This is a genomic window from Ursidibacter sp. B-7004-1 (assembly GCF_053654055.1).
The window spans coordinates 95,463-114,575 of record NZ_JBSIUP010000002.1 but is presented as its reverse complement, the minus strand read 5'-3'; the positions used below and the strand labels follow the sequence as shown (position 1 = coordinate 114,575).

The 19,113-nt window shown below is 38.1% G+C and carries 13 protein-coding genes; 12 read left to right on the top strand and 1 reads right to left on the bottom strand.

Annotated features, from left to right (window positions below):
• The first annotated feature begins 6 nt into the window (after positions 1-6).
• From tamB to ACWIW0_RS01350, 8 genes are all read left to right on the top strand, one after another.
• A complete protein-coding gene (tamB, locus tag ACWIW0_RS01385; RefSeq protein ID WP_454451892.1) occupies positions 7-3,942 on the top strand; it encodes an autotransporter assembly complex protein TamB in 3,936 nt (1,311 codons plus the stop codon).
• Between the two features lie 51 nt (positions 3,943-3,993).
• The gene (gene cydD / locus ACWIW0_RS01380) at positions 3,994-5,751 is read left to right on the top strand and encodes a heme ABC transporter permease/ATP-binding protein CydD (RefSeq protein WP_454451891.1); all 1,758 of its coding nucleotides are present in this window, start codon (positions 3,994-3,996) and stop codon (positions 5,749-5,751) included.
• A 17-nt stretch (positions 5,752-5,768) separates the two neighbouring features.
• Positions 5,769-7,433 (top strand): heme ABC transporter ATP-binding protein/permease CydC, encoded by a 1,665-nt coding sequence (gene cydC, locus ACWIW0_RS01375; RefSeq protein ID WP_454451890.1) that lies wholly within the window; start codon positions 5,769-5,771, stop codon positions 7,431-7,433.
• A 129-nt stretch (positions 7,434-7,562) separates the two neighbouring features.
• Positions 7,563-10,424 carry a DNA polymerase I gene (gene polA / locus ACWIW0_RS01370; RefSeq protein ID WP_454446354.1) on the top strand — a complete coding sequence of 954 codons (2,862 nt, stop codon included), beginning with the start codon at positions 7,563-7,565 and terminating at the stop codon, positions 10,422-10,424.
• 172 nt (positions 10,425-10,596) lie between these two features.
• Positions 10,597-11,817: an ATP-binding protein gene (locus tag ACWIW0_RS01365; RefSeq protein WP_454451905.1), complete on the top strand. Its 1,221-nt coding sequence runs from the start codon at positions 10,597-10,599 to the stop codon at positions 11,815-11,817.
• 33 nt (positions 11,818-11,850) lie between these two features.
• Positions 11,851-12,792, top strand: a complete 942-nt coding sequence (treR, locus tag ACWIW0_RS01360) for a trehalose operon repressor TreR (protein WP_454451889.1) — start codon at positions 11,851-11,853, stop codon at positions 12,790-12,792.
• 132 nt (positions 12,793-12,924) lie between these two features.
• Positions 12,925-13,188, top strand: coding sequence for a type II toxin-antitoxin system TacA family antitoxin (locus ACWIW0_RS01355; RefSeq protein WP_454451888.1), 264 nt, complete (start codon positions 12,925-12,927; stop codon positions 13,186-13,188).
• A gap of 1 nt (position 13,189) precedes the next feature.
• Positions 13,190-13,657 carry a GNAT family N-acetyltransferase gene (locus ACWIW0_RS01350; RefSeq protein ID WP_454451887.1) on the top strand — a complete coding sequence of 156 codons (468 nt, stop codon included), beginning with the start codon at positions 13,190-13,192 and terminating at the stop codon, positions 13,655-13,657.
• A gap of 115 nt (positions 13,658-13,772) precedes the next feature.
• On the opposite strand, the gene ACWIW0_RS01345 is transcribed toward ACWIW0_RS01350, so the two are convergent.
• Positions 13,773-14,291 (bottom strand): rhodanese family protein, encoded by a 519-nt coding sequence (locus ACWIW0_RS01345; RefSeq protein ID WP_454451886.1) that lies wholly within the window; start codon positions 14,289-14,291, stop codon positions 13,773-13,775.
• Between the two features lie 218 nt (positions 14,292-14,509).
• Here ACWIW0_RS01345 and treB point away from each other — a divergent pair, with 218 nt between their 5' ends.
• The 4 genes from treB (at position 14,510) to treC (ending at position 18,816) form a co-directional block, all read left to right on the top strand.
• Complete coding sequence (gene treB, locus ACWIW0_RS01340; protein WP_454451885.1) at positions 14,510-15,934, top strand: PTS trehalose transporter subunit IIBC; 1,425 nt, start codon at positions 14,510-14,512, stop codon at positions 15,932-15,934.
• Positions 15,935-16,034: 100 nt separating this feature from the next.
• A complete protein-coding gene (locus tag ACWIW0_RS01335; RefSeq protein ID WP_454451884.1) occupies positions 16,035-16,739 on the top strand; it encodes a cation transporter in 705 nt (234 codons plus the stop codon).
• The gene (locus ACWIW0_RS01330) at positions 16,708-17,118 is read left to right on the top strand and encodes a MerR family DNA-binding protein (protein WP_454451883.1); all 411 of its coding nucleotides are present in this window, start codon (positions 16,708-16,710) and stop codon (positions 17,116-17,118) included. Before ACWIW0_RS01335 ends, ACWIW0_RS01330 begins: the two co-directional genes overlap by 32 nt.
• A gap of 51 nt (positions 17,119-17,169) precedes the next feature.
• The gene (treC, locus tag ACWIW0_RS01325) at positions 17,170-18,816 is read left to right on the top strand and encodes an alpha,alpha-phosphotrehalase (RefSeq protein WP_454451882.1); all 1,647 of its coding nucleotides are present in this window, start codon (positions 17,170-17,172) and stop codon (positions 18,814-18,816) included.
• The last annotated feature ends 297 nt before the right edge of the window (positions 18,817-19,113 follow it).

The window sequence follows — 19,113 nt, the reverse complement described above, 5'->3', positions numbered from 1 at the left end:
AACAAAATGGACGACAAAAAATTTGAAAAGCCCGATGTGGCAGAACAGACAGAAAATGTAGAACATCAGCCGAAAAAGCGTAAATGTCGAATTTTCGCTTGGTTTTTTGCAATTGTATTTCTCATCATTGCAATTCCAGTGGCATTGTTAGCAACAGGAAAAGGTCAGCAGATGGCATTGGAGTTTGTTGCAAAACAGCTTCAAGGGCTATCGTTTAGTAAGGTAGAAGGCTCGTTACAAGAAGGGCTACGTTTATCTGACGCTCATTATCAAATGGACGGCGTTGATGTGCAATTAGGGCAAGCAGATTTACATATTGGCTTTCAATGCCTGCTAGATAGAAAAGCCTGTTTAGAAAATCTAGCGGTTAAAAATGCAATTATTGCAATTGATACGAGTAAACTTCCCGCTTCTCAGCCTAAAGAAAGTGAGCCTTTGGGCAAGATTGAGTTGCCTATTTCAGTTTCATTGAAACAAATTAGTTTGGATAATGTACAAGTTAAAGTAGATGAAATGGATATTGCATTGGAGCATTTCCACTCTGGGCTTAACGGGGAAGGCTCGAACTTGACACTCTCTCCAACTTTAGTAAAAGGGCTAACACTTTCCTTGCCAGCACAACAAGCGGTGGGTTCTGAACAAAAAAATACAAAAAAAGAGAATGAACCAACACAGCCTATAGATTGGCAAGAGATTAAGCAGAAACTCTCTCAACCATTATTAACTAAATTAGATCCTATTCAATTACCGATTGATCTGAATATTCCTGAATTTAACGCAGAAAATATTCATATTGAGCAGAAAACGAAAGAGCTTGATGGCAAGATACAAGAGCCAACTTCATTAGTTCATATCTCAGATGTTGAGCTTGTCGCTAAATCAGATAGTACTTCCGTAGATTTAACAACGCTTTCGGTAAAAACAGATAAAGGAAATATTTCAGGAAAGGGAATATTAACCTTATCAGAAAACTACCCATTATCTTGGCAACTTAATGCAAATTCTCCAGTACTAAAGGAGTATGGTTTACCAGCAAGTAAAGTCAGTGCAACTGTATCAGGGGAGTTATTTGGTAAAACAGAACTTGATATTCAAACTGAAGGTGCTGTTAATGCCAAAATCAATGGCTTTGTGAAACTAGCAGAGCCAAAAACGCCTTTGCAATTGCAGCTCCAAAGTGAACAGGTTACTTATCCGTTTATTCAAGAGAAAGGGAGTGAGCCTTTAAAACTTAAAAATGTCGCCCTGTTATTATCTGGAGATTTATTAGATTATCAGTTAGAAACTAGCCTAGCAATGAGCGGAATGAATTTACCTGCGGGGGATCTTGCTTTGAAAGGCAAGGGAGGATTAACGGAATTTACTTTGCAAGATCTGAATCTCAATGCTTTACAAGGCAAGGCTAATTTGAACGGTAAAGTTGATTGGTCGAATGGGGTTGAATGGCAATCGGCACTTAATCTGAATAATATCAATACGAAAACATTGTTACCTGAATGGGCGGCTGTATTATCGGGCGATCTTATTTCATCTGGTTATGCGGTAAGAGGTGAGAATGGTAAGGAATGGGCGGTTCAGCTCTCTGATATGAATATTCAAGGTAATTTGTTCCAAAAAACATTACAACTAAAAGGACAAATTACTTCAGATAACCAAACCTTGTTAAATATACCTAATGCCACGCTAGTTTATGGTGAGAATAACATTGCGTTAAAAGGTATATTAGGCGAAAAATCAGATTTTATTGCTGAGATTAAAGCCCCTAATTTACAAGGGTTAGTGCCAAATTTAAAAGCGAGTGTGAATGGTAATGTCAAATTACAAGGTAAAGTCACTGAGCCAGAGATAAATTTAGATTTAACCGCAAATAATGTGAGCTACGAGCAATTCGGTTTACAACATTTGACTGCCAAAGGAAAGGTTACGACTGAACAAACAATTCAAGGCGATGTTGAGATTGGTTTTCGAGGTTTTAAACAAGGCGATATTCGTATTGATGATGCAACGTTAGTTGCAAGTGGTAGTGAAGCAAATCATAGTCTAAAACTGACCGCTAAGGGCGAACCTGTTGGGGCAGCATTACAGCTCACAGGTAAATTTGATCGAACAGCACAACAGTGGCAAGGGCAATTAGCGGATATCGCAATTCAATCTCCTGTGGGCGAATGGAAGAACGATAAATCGTTACAAATTAGCTATGATAATCGCAAAATTCAAGCAGATATTTCTGCACATTGTTGGCATAATCTTAAAGTGAATATCTGTTTCCCACAACGTTTCCAAGCGGGTAAAGAGGGGAAAGTACCTTTTGAAATTAAGCAATTTGATTTAGCGACATTGCAGGAATTTTTAGAAAAAGAGAGCCAAATTTCGGGTATTGTTGCTGCAAAAGGCGATGCAGCTTGGTTTACGAATAAAGCACCACAGGTGAATGTAGAATTAACATCTAATGCGGTGAAATTTAGTCAAAAAATGGATTATCGAATTTTCCCGATTACGTTATCGCCAGTGAAAATTGTTGCGAATTTGGCGGATAACAATTTAAAGCTGAATACGGATATTAAAATTGAAAATAATGGGCGTATTGACAGTGAATTATTGATGAAAGATATTGCCAATGCTCGTTCTTTATCAGGAAAAATCAATATTGATCATCTTAATTTGTCTTTAGTTAAACCACTTTTGACCAATGGAGAAACGGTAACAGGAGATATCAATGCTAATTTAACTCTTGGTGGTAATGCGTTATCGCCATTGTTGTATGGTAATTTGAATTTAACAGGTTTGACTGCTCGTTCCGCAATGATGCCATTTGATGTAACGGGCGGGAATTTAGCCTTAAATTTCAATGGTGCATCTTCAAGTTTAAAAGGTAATGTTCAAACTAAAGAAAGTAACTTGCTTTTAGAAGGCGATGCAAATTGGAAAAAACTTGATGCGTGGCATACGCGTGTTACCGCTAAAGCGAATAAATTCCGCGTTGATATTCCAAGTATCGCAAAAGTAGATGTTAGCCCAAATATTGAAGTAAAAGCGACTCCTAAAGAGCTTACTCTAAGTGGTAATGTCGATATTCCTTGGGCAAGGATTGAAGTTGAAGAATTACCAGAAAGTGCGGTAAGCGTGAGTGCAGATGAAGTGATTATGGACGGTTCTGCTAGAAATAAACTCGCTAACAAAGTTGCTACTTTACCTAAAAATGTGCCACAAACAGGCTCAGGTATGGCAATTAAAGCTGATGTTACAATCAATATTGGTGATGATGTTAGACTAGACGCTTATGGCTTAAAAACAGCTTTATACGGTATTCTAAAAGTACGTCAAGGTAGCAAAGGGCTTGGTTTGTATGGGCAGGTAAATTTGAAAAATGGAACATTTGCTTCATTTGGACAAGATTTAGTGGTGCGTAAAGGGTTAATTTCCTTTACGGGATTACCTTCTCAGCCAACTTTGGATATTGAAGCAATTCGTAATCCTGAAGCAATGGAAGATTCTGGTATTATTGCAGGGGTTAAGGTAACTGGTATTGCAGACTCTCCAGATGTAAAATTATTTTCAACACCATCAATGTCACAAGATCAAATCCTCTCCTATATTTTAAGTGGGCGTAGTTTAGATAGTGAGGGGGGAAATGCGGGTAACTCCATTGCAGCTGCATTGATAGGTATGAGCTTATCAAAAAGTAGCAAAGTAGTTGGCGGTGTAGGGAGTGCCTTTGGGATCAGTGATCTTAATGTTACAACTGCAGGGATTGGTGATAACACAAAAGTTGTTGTCAGTGGTAGCCTTACGCCTAAATTTAAAGTCAAATATGGTGTGGGTATTTTCGCACCATTGACTGAATTAACGTTACGCTATCGTTTAGCTCCAAGCCTTTATTTGCAATGGGTATCAAGTGTTAATCAAGCAGTTGATCTGCTTTATCGTTTTGAATTTGACTAAACCGAACCTTTTCCAAAGGTAACAGATTTTATAGGAACATAAATTTTAATTATGGATAAGCAACGGCAAAAACAGCTACAAAAGTGGCTTAGACAACAACAAAAAATTGTCAAAAAATGGCTTTACTTAAATGTACTATTTGGAACATTTAGTGCATTGCTTATTGTGGGGCAGATGTGGTTTTTAGCATCAATGTTGCACAAGATGATTATGGAACAGCAATCGCCTACTGATTTTATCGGGGAGTTAGTTTTATTACTGGCTTGCTTTGTTGGTAGAGCATTGCTGTTTTGGTTGCGTGAGCGAACTGGTTTCCAAGCAGGGAAAACTCTACGAATCCATTTACGTCAGCAAATTTTAGATAAACTTGCTCAAGTAGGCCCAATGACTATTCAACAAAAACCAGCGGGAAGTTGGGCAGCATTAATGCTAGAGCAAGTCGAAAATATTCATAATTTCTATGCTCGTTATCTACCTCAGCAATTTTTATCGTTGATCTCACCGCTTGTTATTCTTTGCTTTGTTTTTCCATTAAATTGGGCGGCTGGTTTCATTTTATTTATTACCCTGCCACTACTACCGATTTTTATGGCTCTGGCAGGTTTTAAAGCAGCTGATGCTAATCAACGAAACATTGGGGTGCTTTCTCGTTTAAGTGGACAATTCTTAGATAGTTTAAAAGGGCTTGAAACCATTCGCCTGTTTGGGCAAGCTGAAGCTCAAACAGAGCAAATTTTCAAACGTACCGAAGAATTTCGTATCAGTACAATGGACGTGCTTAAAATGGCATTCCTTTCATCAGCAGTACTGGAATTTTTCACCGCAATTTCCATTGCGGTTATGGCGGTCTATTTTGGTTTTATCTATTTGGGTGAGTTAGATTTTGGCTATTATGATGTGGGTGTGAGCCTGTTTATTGGGTTCTTTTGCTTGATGTTAGCACCAGAATTTTACCAACCATTAAGAGAATTAGGCGTTTATTATCACGATAAAGCGGCTGCAATAGGGGCTGCTGATAGTATTGAAACATTCTTAACAAGTGATGTATCAACACAAACTAATGGCGCTGTTTCATTACCAAATCAGCCATTAAGTATAATTGCGACCGATTGTCAAATCTTATCACCGCAAGGGCAACCTTTAACAGCACCTTTAACTTTCTCTATTTTATCAGGACAACATATTGCGTTAGTTGGGCAGAGTGGGGCAGGTAAAAGTTCTTTAATGAATATGTTACTTGGTTTTTTACCTTATCAGGGAAGTATTAAAATTAATGGTGTTGAATTACGAGAGTTAGACATCACACAATGGCGAGCTTTACTGGCGTGGGTTGGGCAAAACCCTCAGTTGATAAAAGGGAGCTTACGAGACAACATTATTCTTGGTAATCCGCAAGCCACAGATGAACAAATTAGCGAAGCTCTGCGTTTATCTAAAGCGGATGAATTTGTTTATCGCTTAGGGCTAGAGCGTGAAATTCAAGATGCTAATATGGGGATTTCAGGTGGACAAGCACAGCGTATTGCGATTGCTAGAGCATTACTTCGCCCTTATCAATTTTTGTTGCTTGATGAGCCGACAGCAAGTTTAGATATGCAATCAGAACAACAAGTATTAGCTACATTGCATCATCTAAGCCAACAACAAACTACCCTAATGATTACTCACCGTATTGAAGACCTAAGACAATGCGATGAAATTTGGGTAATGAAACAAGGACAAATTATTCAGAAAGGTAAATTCTCAGAGCTTGAGAAAAAAGGTTTCTTTGCAGAATTATTAGGAAACCAAGAGCTGCTTGGAAATTAAGAAATAAGGTAAAATAGATGCGTTCACTTTTTCCATTTTTAGCGTTATATCGCAATCATTTTGGGCTATTAGCTTTAGGGATTATTTTAGCTATCACCAGTTTAGCCGCTAGTATCGGCTTATTAAGTTTATCAGGTTGGTTTCTTGCTGCATCTGCATTGGTAGGCTCAAGCCTATTTTTTAATTTTTTCTACCCTTCTGCAGGGGTGCGTGGATTGGCGATAGGACGAACGGTTTCTCGCTATTTTGAACGTTTAGTTACCCACGATGGCACCTTTAGGGTATTAGCTAATTTACGAGTAGAAATTTTCCGTAAGCTCATTCCGCTTAGCCCAGCTAAACTCAGTCGTTATCGCCATAGTGAGCTGTTAAATCGACTTGTGGCAGATGTTGATACACTTGATACCTTATATTTAAACTTACTATCGCCATTTATTAGTGCGGTAATGGTTATTCTTTTTATGGGGATCGGGCTTTCGTTTATTTCGACTTTATTAGCCTTAGTTATTTGCGGCACATTGACCGCTTTATTATTTGTATTACCTACCTTGTTTTATCATTTAGGACAAAAATTAGGCAAGGTTGCAATCTATTCACGAGCGAATTACCGTAGTCAATTTATTGAGTGGATACAGCTAAATGCAGAATTTTTACTTTTTGGTACGCAATCCCAAGCTAGTGAGAGGTTACGTCAAACAGAACAGCAATGGTTAAATGCACAGAGTAAAGAGAGCCAATTAAGTGGTTTATCAAATGCTATTTTAATTATCGCTAATGGTATTTTAATGACAGTGGTTATTTATCTTTCAGCCACTGCAATTAGTGTGCCAAGTGCAGAGCAACCAAAGGCTTTGATAGCACTTGTGGTATTTTGTGTTCTTGCATCGTTAGAAATTTTAATGCCGATAGGCATTGCTTTCTTGCATTTAGGGCAAGTGATTGCCTCGGCTGAACGCTTAACAGAAATTACGACTCAGCAACCGTTAGTCAAATTTACAGGTAATGCAAAATGGCAAAATATAGCAGAAAACCAACCGCTTATTCGTTTTGAACAAGTCGATTTTGCTTATCCTGAACAGGACGAACAAGTCTTACGACAAGTCTCATTTAGCATTGAAAAAGGGAAAAAGGTTGCGATTTTAGGCAAAACTGGCAGTGGGAAATCAACGATTTTCCAACTATTAGTTCGTAATTATGATGTAACAAGCGGTCAGATTTGGCTTAATCATTGCAAATTAAGCGAATTTTCAGAAAATACTTTAAGAGAAAAACTGGTGGTACTAAGCCAAAGAGTGCATATTTTTAGTAATACCTTGCGAGAAAATCTATTGATGGGAAACCCACAAGCAGATGATCAACAACTCACAGCAGTATTGGAGAAAGTCGGCTTGGTTTATTTGCTGGAGCAAGAAGGGCTAAATTTATGGCTTGGCGAAGGTGGGCGGCCATTATCAGGTGGCGAACAGCGGCGATTAGGGTTAGCTCGTTTACTTCTGAGCAAGGCAGAAATTGTATTGTTAGATGAGCCAACGGAAGGATTGGATCGAGAAACCGAGCAACAGATTTTACAAATTATCCTTACACATTGCCAACATAAAACGCTATTGATGATTACGCATCGCCTAAATGGTTTAACGCATTTTGATCACATTTATAAAATTGATAATGGGCGATTGTTATAACCATTTTCTAAGATAGAGTGGTATTTATCCACTCTATAAACCTTATTCCACTAATTATTAAGATTTAGCCATTTTCCTAATATATTTCGGTATAATGAGCCTAAATTGTTATTATAAAAAGAGATCTAAATGGCTACTATCGCACAAAACCCACTCGTTTTAGTGGACGGTTCGTCCTACCTTTATCGTGCATTTCACGCATTTCCACCATTAACCAATAAACAAGGTGAGCCAACAGGGGCAATGTATGGTGTATTGAATATGTTAAAAAGTTTAATTGCACAGGTTGAACCTAGCCATATTGCTGTCGTTTTTGATGCGAAAGGGAAAACATTTCGTGATGAATTATTTGAGCAATATAAATCCCATCGACCACCAATGCCTGATGAATTACGTTCCCAAATTCAACCTTTACACGCAATGATCAAAGCGTTAGGCATTCCTTTACTTTCAATTGAAGGTGTTGAAGCTGACGATGTTATCGGGACATTGGCGGTACAAGCCGCTCAAGCAGGTAAGAATGTGTTAATCAGCACAGGCGATAAGGATATGGCACAACTGGTGAACGATCATATTATGCTGATCAACACAATGAATAATACCTTACTTGATAGAGATGGCGTTATTGAAAAATATGGTATTCCACCAGAGTTAATTATTGATTACTTAGCCTTACTTGGTGATTCATCAGATAATATTCCTGGTGTAAAAGGGGTGGGCGAAAAAACCGCTATTGCTTTACTGCAAGGAATCGGCTCAATGCAATCAATCTATGCCAATTTAGATAAGGTTGCAGAACTCTCTTTTCGTGGTGCTAAAACCTTTGCACCGAAGTTAGCCGCAGAAAAAGAGACAGCAGATCTCTCATATCTATTGGCTACGATTAAAACTGATGTTCCCCTTGATGTTACTCACGATCAATTACTCACACAGCCACAACAGCGAGATCAACTTGTGGAATTGTTTGGTCGTTACGAATTTAAGCGTTGGCTAAATGAAGTAATGGATAATACTAACCCTGTTACCCAAACAGCACCCGAAAAAATACCGAATCAATATCAGGCAACACAGTTAGAGCAAGCGGTGAGTTCTGAACAGAAATTTGCAAAAATCGAGATTGATCGTACCGCTTATCAATGTGTCAAGACAGAAACACAGTTTGCTCAATGGCTTGAAAAGTTACAACAAGCGAAACTCATTGCAGTCGATACCGAAACCAATAGTTTAGATCCAATGTCAGCCGAATTAGTCGGGATCTCTTTTGGGCTAGAAAATGGCGAGGCTTGCTACATTCCCCTTGCCCATAAAGGTATTAGCACGCCAGCACAAACTGATTTATTTGGTGATGAAAGCCAATCCGAGCAGAGTGAATTTATTTTATTGCCTGAACAGCTTGATAAAAAACAGTGTCTTGCTCAGTTAAAGCCGATCTTAGAAAATCCAGCGATACAAAAAGTGGGACAAAATATTAAATATGATTTAACTATTTTTGCACGCAATGGTATCGAACTACAAGGTATCGCATTCGATACAATGTTAGAATCCTACACCTTAAATAGCACTGGCAGACATAATATGGACGCACTTTCCGAACGTTATTTAGGGCATCAAACCATTCCTTTTGAAGAGATTGCTGGTAAGGGCAAAAATCAGAAAACCTTTGATCTGATTTCGTTAGAGCAAGCCACAGAATATGCCGCCGAAGATGCGGATATTACAATGAAATTACATCAAGTACTTCATCAAGAACTGAGCAAAGAACCTGAATTACTGAAACTATTTGAACAGATTGAAATGCCATTAGTTGCGGTATTATCTCGTGTTGAACGTAATGGTGTACTGATTGATCCTCAATTACTTCACACACATTCTATTGAAATTGAACAACGTTTAGCCGAATTAGAACAACAAGTACATACGGAAGCTGGCGAAACTTTCAACCTAGCTTCAACCAAACAGCTACAAGAAATTCTGTTTACTAAGCTAGGCTTGCCGGTATTGAAGAAAACCCCGAAAGGTGCACCATCGACTAATGAAGAAGTGCTTGAAGAATTAGCACAAATGGGGCATCAAGTGCCAGTATTATTGATGGAGCATCGTGGTTTAAGTAAATTGAAATCAACTTATACCGACAAATTGCCACAAATGATTAACTCTACTACAGGACGAGTACATACTTCTTATCATCAAGCGGTAACAGCAACAGGGCGACTTTCTTCTAGTGATCCGAATTTACAAAACATTCCTATCCGTAATGAACAAGGCAGACGTATTCGCCAAGCCTTTATCGCTCGAGAAGGCTATGTAATTTTAGCCGCAGACTACTCACAAATTGAATTACGCATAATGGCTCATTTAGCAAAAGATGCCAATATGATTAAAGCCTTTGCGGAAGGTAAAGATATTCACCGTTCCACTGCAGCAGAAATTTTTGATGTACCATTAGAACAAGTAACAAGTGAACAACGCCGTAGTGCTAAAGCGATCAACTTCGGTTTGATCTATGGAATGAGTGATTTTGGTTTATCTAACCAACTGGGTATTGGGCGAGCAGAAGCGAAAAAATATATGGAACGCTATTTCCAACGCTATCCTGCTGTACAGCAATTTATGATGGATATTCGTGAAAAAGCTGCTGAAAAAGGCTATGTCGAAACCTTATTTGGACGCCGTTTATATTTACCCGATATTCAATCGAGTAACCAAATCCGCCGTAAAGCTGCCGAACGTGTGGCAATTAACGCTCCAATGCAAGGAACCGCAGCAGATATTATCAAAGTGGCAATGATCGGCATTGATAACGCAATTCGACACTGTGATGATATAAAAATGATTATGCAAGTACACGATGAACTTGTATTTGAAGTCAAAGCAGACAGAGTAGAGCATTACAGCGAGCTTATTAAAACTGAAATGGAAAAAGCGATTGTTTTAGAAGTCCCTTTAATCGCAGAAGTTGGCATCGGGAAAAACTGGGACGAAGCACATTAAGCCTTAAATAGCGGTAAGATTGTAAGAAATTAAGTTGAACTTACCGCTTTTATGATTAAAAAATTCAGTTTGATTTACGATGCAGTCTTAAATTAAACTGAATTTTTCTTTACTTTTACCAATTTTTCTAGTTTAATTTACGATGTTATCTGAAATTGAACTGGAAAATAGAATGTTTTATGCTCGTCAAATGCAACCACTGCTGCAAAATCTCATTACACAATTTCCTGCGATATTGATTACTGGTCCTCGGCAAGTTGGAAAATCAACTTTGTTGCAGCATATTGGGGAAAATTATCAATATGTTACTTTTGATGATCCTATTTTATTGGCTCAGGCTCGCAATGATCCGACCTTATTTATGTTAAACCACAATGGCAGATTGATTTTAGATGAAGTGCAATACGTTCCTGAACTATTTTCTAGCTTGAAATTAGCCATAGACAAACAAAAAACATCAGGGTTATTTTTGCTGTCAGGTTCTCAAGCATTTCAGTTAATGCAAAATGTGACGGAAAGTTTGGCAGGTAGAGTTGCCGTATTGAAATTACAAGGTTTCTCTCTGCGAGAAATTCAGCAAATTGATTTTTATTTGCCTTTTATTCCAACACAAGATTACATCATTGAAAGAACGAAGCAGAGTAAACCTCTTGATGATATTTGGAAAATTATTCATCAAGGTTATATGCCACGCTTGTATGAACAAGAAGTGAACTGGGAAATTTATTATGCGTCTTATGTTTCCACTTATATTGAGCGAGATGTGAGAGCATTAACAAATATCAGTAATATTAGTGATTTTACACGCTTTATGGTGGCGATTGCTGCTCGAAGTGGGGAACTATTGAATTATAGTAATGTTGCACAAGAAGTTGGTGTTTCAGTAGATACGATTAAACGTTGGACGACAATTTTAGAAACATCAGGGATTATTTATTTGCTTAAACCATATAGTAATAATCACTTAAAACGAGCAATAAAAACCCCGAAAGTTTATATGCTTGATACAGGTTTAATGGCTTGGCTAACTAAGTGGCTAACACCAGAAACGATTTCACAAGGGGCGAAAAATGGTCAGTTTTTTGAGACCTTTGTCGTGAGTGAAATTATTAAATCGTTCTACAACAATGGTCTTGAGCCACCGCTCTATTTTTATCGAGATACCAATCAAAAAGAGATTGATTTATTGATTGAATACGATCGTACACTTTACCCGATTGAAATTAAAACCAGTGCAGCTCCTGATAAAAAAATGGCAAAATCTTTTTCGATTTTGAAAGATAATTTGCCCGAACAAGAGATTAAATTGGGTAATGGAGTCATTCTAAATCAATATCCGCAACCATTATGGTTGGCAGAAGACTTAATTGCATTACCCATTTCAATGATTTAATGTTGTGTCGGATTAACTAAACTCGTAGAAAAAATGGCTAAATTAACAATCAATGATATTGCTCGCTTAAGTGGGGTTGGGAAATCGACCGTTTCTCGTGTATTAAATAATGACCCTAAAGTGCGTGAAGAAACAAGGCAGAGAGTTGAACAAATTATTCAGCAATATGGCTTTCAACCGTCTAAATCAGCAAGAGCAATGCGTGGTGTCGGTTCTCGTACCATTGGGATCATTGTTACTCGCTTGACATCAAGTGCAGAAAATCAAGCATTATCTAGCATTTTGCCATTGCTTTATGCTGCACAATGCGAACCGATTATTGTAGAAAGCCAGTTTAAACCGCAGTTAGTTCAGGAACATTTAGATTTTTTTCAGAAACGCGGTGTTGATGGGGTAATTTTATTTGCCTTTACGGAATTAGAAGAGCAAACATTGCTTGCGTGGCAGCATAAAATGGTAGTTATTGCTAAAGATTATCCAAGTCTTTCTTCTGTCTATTATCACGATCATAAAGCGGTTACGTTGTTAATGGATTATCTCTATCAGCAAGGACATCACAATATCTACTATCTTGGTGTAAAGGATAATGACCGTACAACAGGCTACATTCGCCATCAAGCCTATTTAGAATTTTGTCAAAAATATCAATTGGTTGCACATTCTATTCAAGGGGAGCTTGGTTATGATTGGGCTTATCATAATGCACAAGCGGTCATTTCAGCCCAAACTTCTGCAATTATTTGTGCCACAGATACCCAAGCAATCGGTGTGGTGAAGTATTTACAGGAGAAACAGTATCAGCATATTCAAGTATGCGGCGTAGGTAATAATCCGTTGTTGCACTTTCTATTTCCAAGTGTGATCAGTGTCGATCTTGGTTTCTCAAAAATTGGGAATATAGTGGTAGAACAGCTGTTTGCCGTATTAGATGGAATGCCGATTAAGCATATTATGGTGGAATGTGAGCTAGTATGAAATTTACAAGATCCGACCGCTTGTTACACTATTCTCATTGGAAATAAGTAATATCGGAGATTTGATTGCATATACAATTGCTACACACTATAATTTGTATATCAATTGTATATGTCAAGTAAGGAGATAATTATGCGTACTGCCGCAATTAACCTACGGGTTGAGCCAACACAACGTGATCTGATTGATTATGCAGCGTCATTACTTGGAAAAACACGCTCTGATTTTATGTTAGATGCTGCTTGTAGTTATGCACAAAATGTGATTTTGGATAGAACTGTATTCCAATTAGATGAGAATAACTTCAATCGTTTTATCCAAGTACTAGAACAACCTAACTTATCGAACCAAGGGCTAGAAAAATTGATGGCGGTAAATGCACCTTGGGAGTCATAAGATGTATTCAGCCCCTGAATTATTAGCTGCTCATCATAATGTAGATTTATTTGATTGTGGTGAAGATATATTGAACACTTGGCTTAAGCGAAATGCACTTAAAAATCAGCAAAACCAAGCTAGCAGAACATTTGTCATTTGCCAAGAAAACCAAGTTGTTGGTTTTTATGCTTTGGCTGCTGGTTCTGTCAGTCATCAATTTACATCAGGTGCGTTGAGACGAAATATGCCAGATCCAATACCCGTTATTATTTTGGGGCGACTAGCGATAGATAAGCAACATCAAGGAAAAAAATTAGGAGCAGCTTTACTTAAAGATGTTGTATTACGAGCAAAAGCAGTGTCTGATCAAGTTGGTGTACGAGCCTTGTTAGTACACGCACTTAACGAGAAAGCAAAACAATTCTATTTGAATTATGGTTTTCAGCCCTCTCCAATTGATGATATGTTGCTAATGCTAAAATTATGATTACATAGAACATTTTTTATCAGCAATAAGTCTGAAATCCAAACTAGAAATTTGTAAAAATAATCATAGATCCGACCGCTTATAAGCGGTCAGATATTAAGATCATTTTGCAAGTTTATTTATTCCAAGGCATTTTGGCTAACAAACGAGCCATTCCGCAAAATCCTGTTACTCCTGCAAAGATTAAACCAGCTCCAATAAATGCTGAAATAGAATAGAACAAAGGGTGGATAAATGTACCGAGTATCGTACCCAACAATACGAATGAACCTGCCGTAATCTGTACTTGTCGCATTAAACCAATAGGTTGAGAACGATCTATTATGGTTTCTAGTCCAGCTTGTTTCCAGCCATCAATACCGTTTTCAAGCAGATACACATCAAAATTATTTGTTTGAGCAAACTCATTGAGTTGTGCTTCTGCCTGTTTGGTTCTTACACCAGATTTACAGTGAAAAATAACTGTTGTATTTGGGGTTAAATCAAACTGATTCTTTTCTTGTAATTGTGATAGGGGAATAGAAATAGCATTAGATATATGTTCACGTCTATATTCGGCGGTTTCACGAATATCAATCAATATTGCTCCTTGCACACACATTTCTTTTGCTTCTTGCGGTGAGATAATTTTCATATTTATTCCTATATATTAACTTGTTATTTAAGGTGTATTTTATTTGTTATTTTGGAATAAGAAAGGTTAAATGTTGGTTAGGTGGCTTATTATTTTTCTGTTTTGTGATCTTCTTCACATTTTTCTTTTATTTTATGGGAACGTTCCCATTGATTAGATAATAGACCTATTTATAATACGCAATAAATTTATTCCTTCATTTTATAAAGAGGCTATTTATGGCAAAGAAAATTGATCCGAGCAGTGTAACTCAGTTGATCGAATTACTCGGTGGTAAAGAAAATATCGCAACCTTAACACATTGTATTACTCGTTTGCGTTTTGTACTAAATGATGAAAGTAAAGTTGATGGCAAAGCAATTGAAGAGCTACCAATGGTAAAAGCTAACTTTTCAACAGGTGGGCAATATCAAGTCGTTATCGGACAAGAAGTTGGCGATTACTATAAATTAGTATTAGAGCAAGCGGGCTTAGAAGGTGGCGTAAGTAAAGATCAAGTGAAAGCTGCTGCTCGTAAAAATCAAAAATGGTATGAAAGTGCCATTTCGCATATGGCGGATATTTTTATTCCATTATTGCCTGCACTTATCAGTGGCGGTTTGATTTTAGGTTTCCGCAATGTGATTGGCGACATCAAAATGTTTGAAGAGGGTACTAAAACCTTAGTGGAAGTGAGTGCTTTTTGGGCAAGTATGCACTCATTTTTATGGCTAATTGGGGAAGCGATTTTCTTCTTTTTACCTGTTGGGATCTGTTGGTCTATCGCGCGTAAAATGGGAACATCACAAATACTCGCTATTGTACTTGGGGTTACGCTTGTATCGGGGCAATTGATGAACTCCTACGCATTGGGTTCACAAACGCCAGAAGTTTGGGATTTTGGAATGTTCTCTATTGAGAAGGTAGGCTATCAAGCACAGGTTATCCCTGCAATTATGGCTGGACTAGTACTCTCTTACATTGAACGTATCTTAACCAAGATTGTGCCTGATTTCTTAAATCTGATCATTGTTCCAGTAACATCAATTATCTTAGCTGTGTTCTTGGCTCACGCAATTATTGGACCGATTGGGCGTGAGATTGGTAATGGTGTGGCTTTTGTTGTAAAAGCAGCAATGACAGGTGAATTTGCTCCTATCGGTGCGGCGTTATTCGGTTTCTTATATGCACCGCTTGTGGTAACTGGCGTACATCAAACCACCCTTGCAGTTGATTTCCAAATGATTGGCAGCATTGGTGGAACACCTGTTTGGCCTTTAATTGCACTCTCAAATATCGCACAAGCATCGGCAGTAGTGGCAATTTTAATTATGGCGAAAAAAGCGAAAGTGCGTGAGGTAGCATTACCTGCAGCTCTTTCTGCTTACTTAGGGGTAACAGAGCCTGCAATGTACGGTATCAACTTGAAATACCGTTTCCCAATGCTATGTGCAATGATCGGCTCAGCATCAGCGGCATTAGTTTGTGGTTTTGCTGGCGTACTTGCAAGTAGCGTTGGTGTGGGTGGTTTACCTGGTATTCTTTCTATTCAACATCAATTCTGGGGCGTGTTTGCCATTGCAATGTTGATTGCGATTGTTGTACCAGTTTTACTCACAATGGCAGTATATAGACGTAAAGTATTAAAAGGCGAAATTGAATAAATCGCTTTAACAAATCTGCCCCACTTGAAAGAGGGGCAGGCAAGCGGTCAGATTTTCAAAATTTTTTGCAAATCAAAAAAATCAAATTTTCCCTAAATTTATGCTTGACCTTGTAGTAACTACAACCTTTATCTTTTCACCATATTCAATTTCAAATGATGGAGAAAAAATGGCTTGTTGTTCACATACAATCACTCACAAAAAGGGTAAATATCGTAATGCATTATGGGCGGTGCTTTGGCTTAATCTGATAATGTTTATTGTCGAAGTTTTTAATGGCGTAGAAGCTGAGTCCGTTTCGTTGTTAGCTGATAGTGTTGATTTTTTCAGCGATGCAGCAAATTATCTGATTAGCATTGTGGTGCTGAATAAAGCCTTGCAATATCGAGCGAAAGCCTCGTTACTCAAAGGCTACTCAATGATTTTACTGGGCGTGGTAACTTGTGTGGTTACGCTTTATCAGTTTTGGCAAGGGGAGTTGCCGAATTATATGCAGATGAGCGTTATTGGGTTGTTAGCATTGTTGGCAAATGTGCTTTCTGCGGTGATTTTATATCGCTTTAGAGAAGGCGATAGCAATATGCGTAGTGTTTGGCTATGCTCTCGCAATGATGCTTTAGGCAATATTGCCGTAGTGATTGCAGCGATTGCAGTCTATTTTAGCCAAAATCACTACCCTGATTTGTTCGTTGCATCAATAATGGCATATCTCGCCATTCAAGCGGGGCGACAAATTAACCGACAAGCAAAAGCAGAACTGAAAGGTGAAAACAATGCAAACATTCAGCAAAAATGCACTCTGTAAAGCGCTAGGGCTAAACCCTGAAACCTTACGCTATTATGAAAAAATTGGCTTACTCACGGCACCAAAACGATCAGCAAATGGCTATCGGCTCTTTACTGAGCAAAATCGCCAAGAGCTTAATTTCATCAAAACTTGCCGTTCTTTAGGTTTTAGCCTTGATGAGATCAAACAGCTTAAAGCGTTACAACAAAACCCTGAAAACAGTTGCCACAATGCAGATGACTTAGTTGAACAGCATTTGGCGTTGGTCGAGCAAAAAATTCAACAACTGATAGAAATTAAGCAGAGCCTGCAAGTATTAACAGGCTGTCAAAGGCAACAGATAGAGCAGTGCAAAGTAATCCGCACGCTGACGAATGCGGAGAATGCAAGCGGTTAGATTTGAGTAGAAATTTGCAAATCTGGTTGCTCTTAAAATTAAGGAAATAAAATGAACGATAATAACTGGTGGAAAAACGGGGTCATTTATCAAATCTACCCAAAATCATTCCAAGATACCACAGGCTCAGGGACGGGTGATATTCAAGGCATTATTAAACGCCTTGATTATCTGCAAACATTAGGTGTAGATGGCATCTGGATTACACCAATGTACGTTTCACCACAAATTGATAATGGCTACGATATTGCCGATTATCGCAATATTGATCCAAGCTACGGCACAATGGCAGATTTTGAGCAACTGATTGCTGAGGCTCACAAACGCAATATTAAAATTGTGATGGATATGGTGTTCAACCACAGTTCTACTTTTCATCAATGGTTTGTGGAAGGGGAAGATCCAAGTAGCGAGTATCACAACTATTACATTTGGCGAGAAGAGCCGACTAACTGGCAATCAAAATTTGGCGGTTCGGCGTGGAAATGGTCGGACAAAGCACAGAAATACTACTTGCATTTATTCGCCCCTGAACAAGCAGATTTAAACTGGGAAAACCCTAAATTGCGTGCAGAATTATTCTCAATCTGTCAATTTTGGGCGGAAAAAGGCATTGATGGCTTACGTTTAGATGTGGTGAATTTAATCTCTAAACCTGAGCATTTCGAAAATGATGAGATTGGTGATGGTCGCCGTTTTTATACGGACGGCCCTAAAATTCATCAGTATTTACAAGAGCTTAATCAAAAAGCATTAACACCTTTTGGGTTAATGACTGTCGGTGAAATGTCATCGACACAATTAAGCCATTGTCAGCAATATGCAAATTTAGCAGGCACAGAGCTTTCAATGACCTTCAATTTCCATCACTTAAAAGTGGATTATCCGAATGGTGAAAAATGGACTTATGCTCAACCTGATTATGTCGAGCTAAAGTCTATCTTCAATTACTGGCAAAATGGAATGCACAACCGAGCGTGGAATGCGTTATTTTGGTGCAACCACGACCAACCTAGAATTGTTTCTCGTTTTGGTGATGAAGGCGAATATCGCACAATCTCGGCAAAAATGTTAGCAATGTTGTTACACGGAATGCAAGGTACACCGTATATTTATCAAGGCGAAGAAATTGGAATGACTAACCCGAATTTCCCCACCATTGAAGCATATCGAGATGTCGAAAGCCTAAATGCTTACCAAGCGTTATTAGACAAGCGGTATGAACCGAGCAAGATTTTGCAAATACTTGGGCAGAAATCAAGGGATAATTCCAGAACGCCAGTACAGTGGGATAGTTCATTAAATGCGGGCTTTAGTGCGGGAACACCTTGGATTGATGTTGCTAAAAACTATCCGCAAATCAATGTAGAACAAGCCATTGCAGATAAGAATTCGGTATTTTATACCTACCAAACTTTAATTGCATTGCGTAAACAGTTGGCAATATTTACAGACGGTAATTATCACGATTATCTACCTGAGCATCCAAGTATTTGGGTTTATCAACGCCAAACAGCAACAGAAAAACTATTGGTTGTCGCCAATTTAGCTAAACAAAGCCAACAAATTGAATTACCAACAGAATGGCAAAATCAGTCTGTAACTACGTTACTAAATAACTATTCTGAAGTAATAGATAAAACATCGGATAAATTGGCATTACAACCATATCAAGCGGTTTATTTTTATCAAGGATAAATACATATAAAAGTAAGTATATTATCTATGTAACGTATAATGGATAAATGTTCCGCTATTTTGTCCATTATACCAATATAAAATTATATACAAATGGAAAGTAATTAGAATATTAAGTTGGTGCCAGTGGTCGGACTCGAACCGACACGCTTTTAAGGGCGGCGGATTTTGAATCATCCGTCCAAGATACCAGGCTATATTAAAAAAAGGGATCGTGTTCAGAGTATTTTTCACTCTAAACAGGATCCATTCTACTCAGAAAAAACTTCGTGTAAAGCCTAGAAGACTAGAAAATTT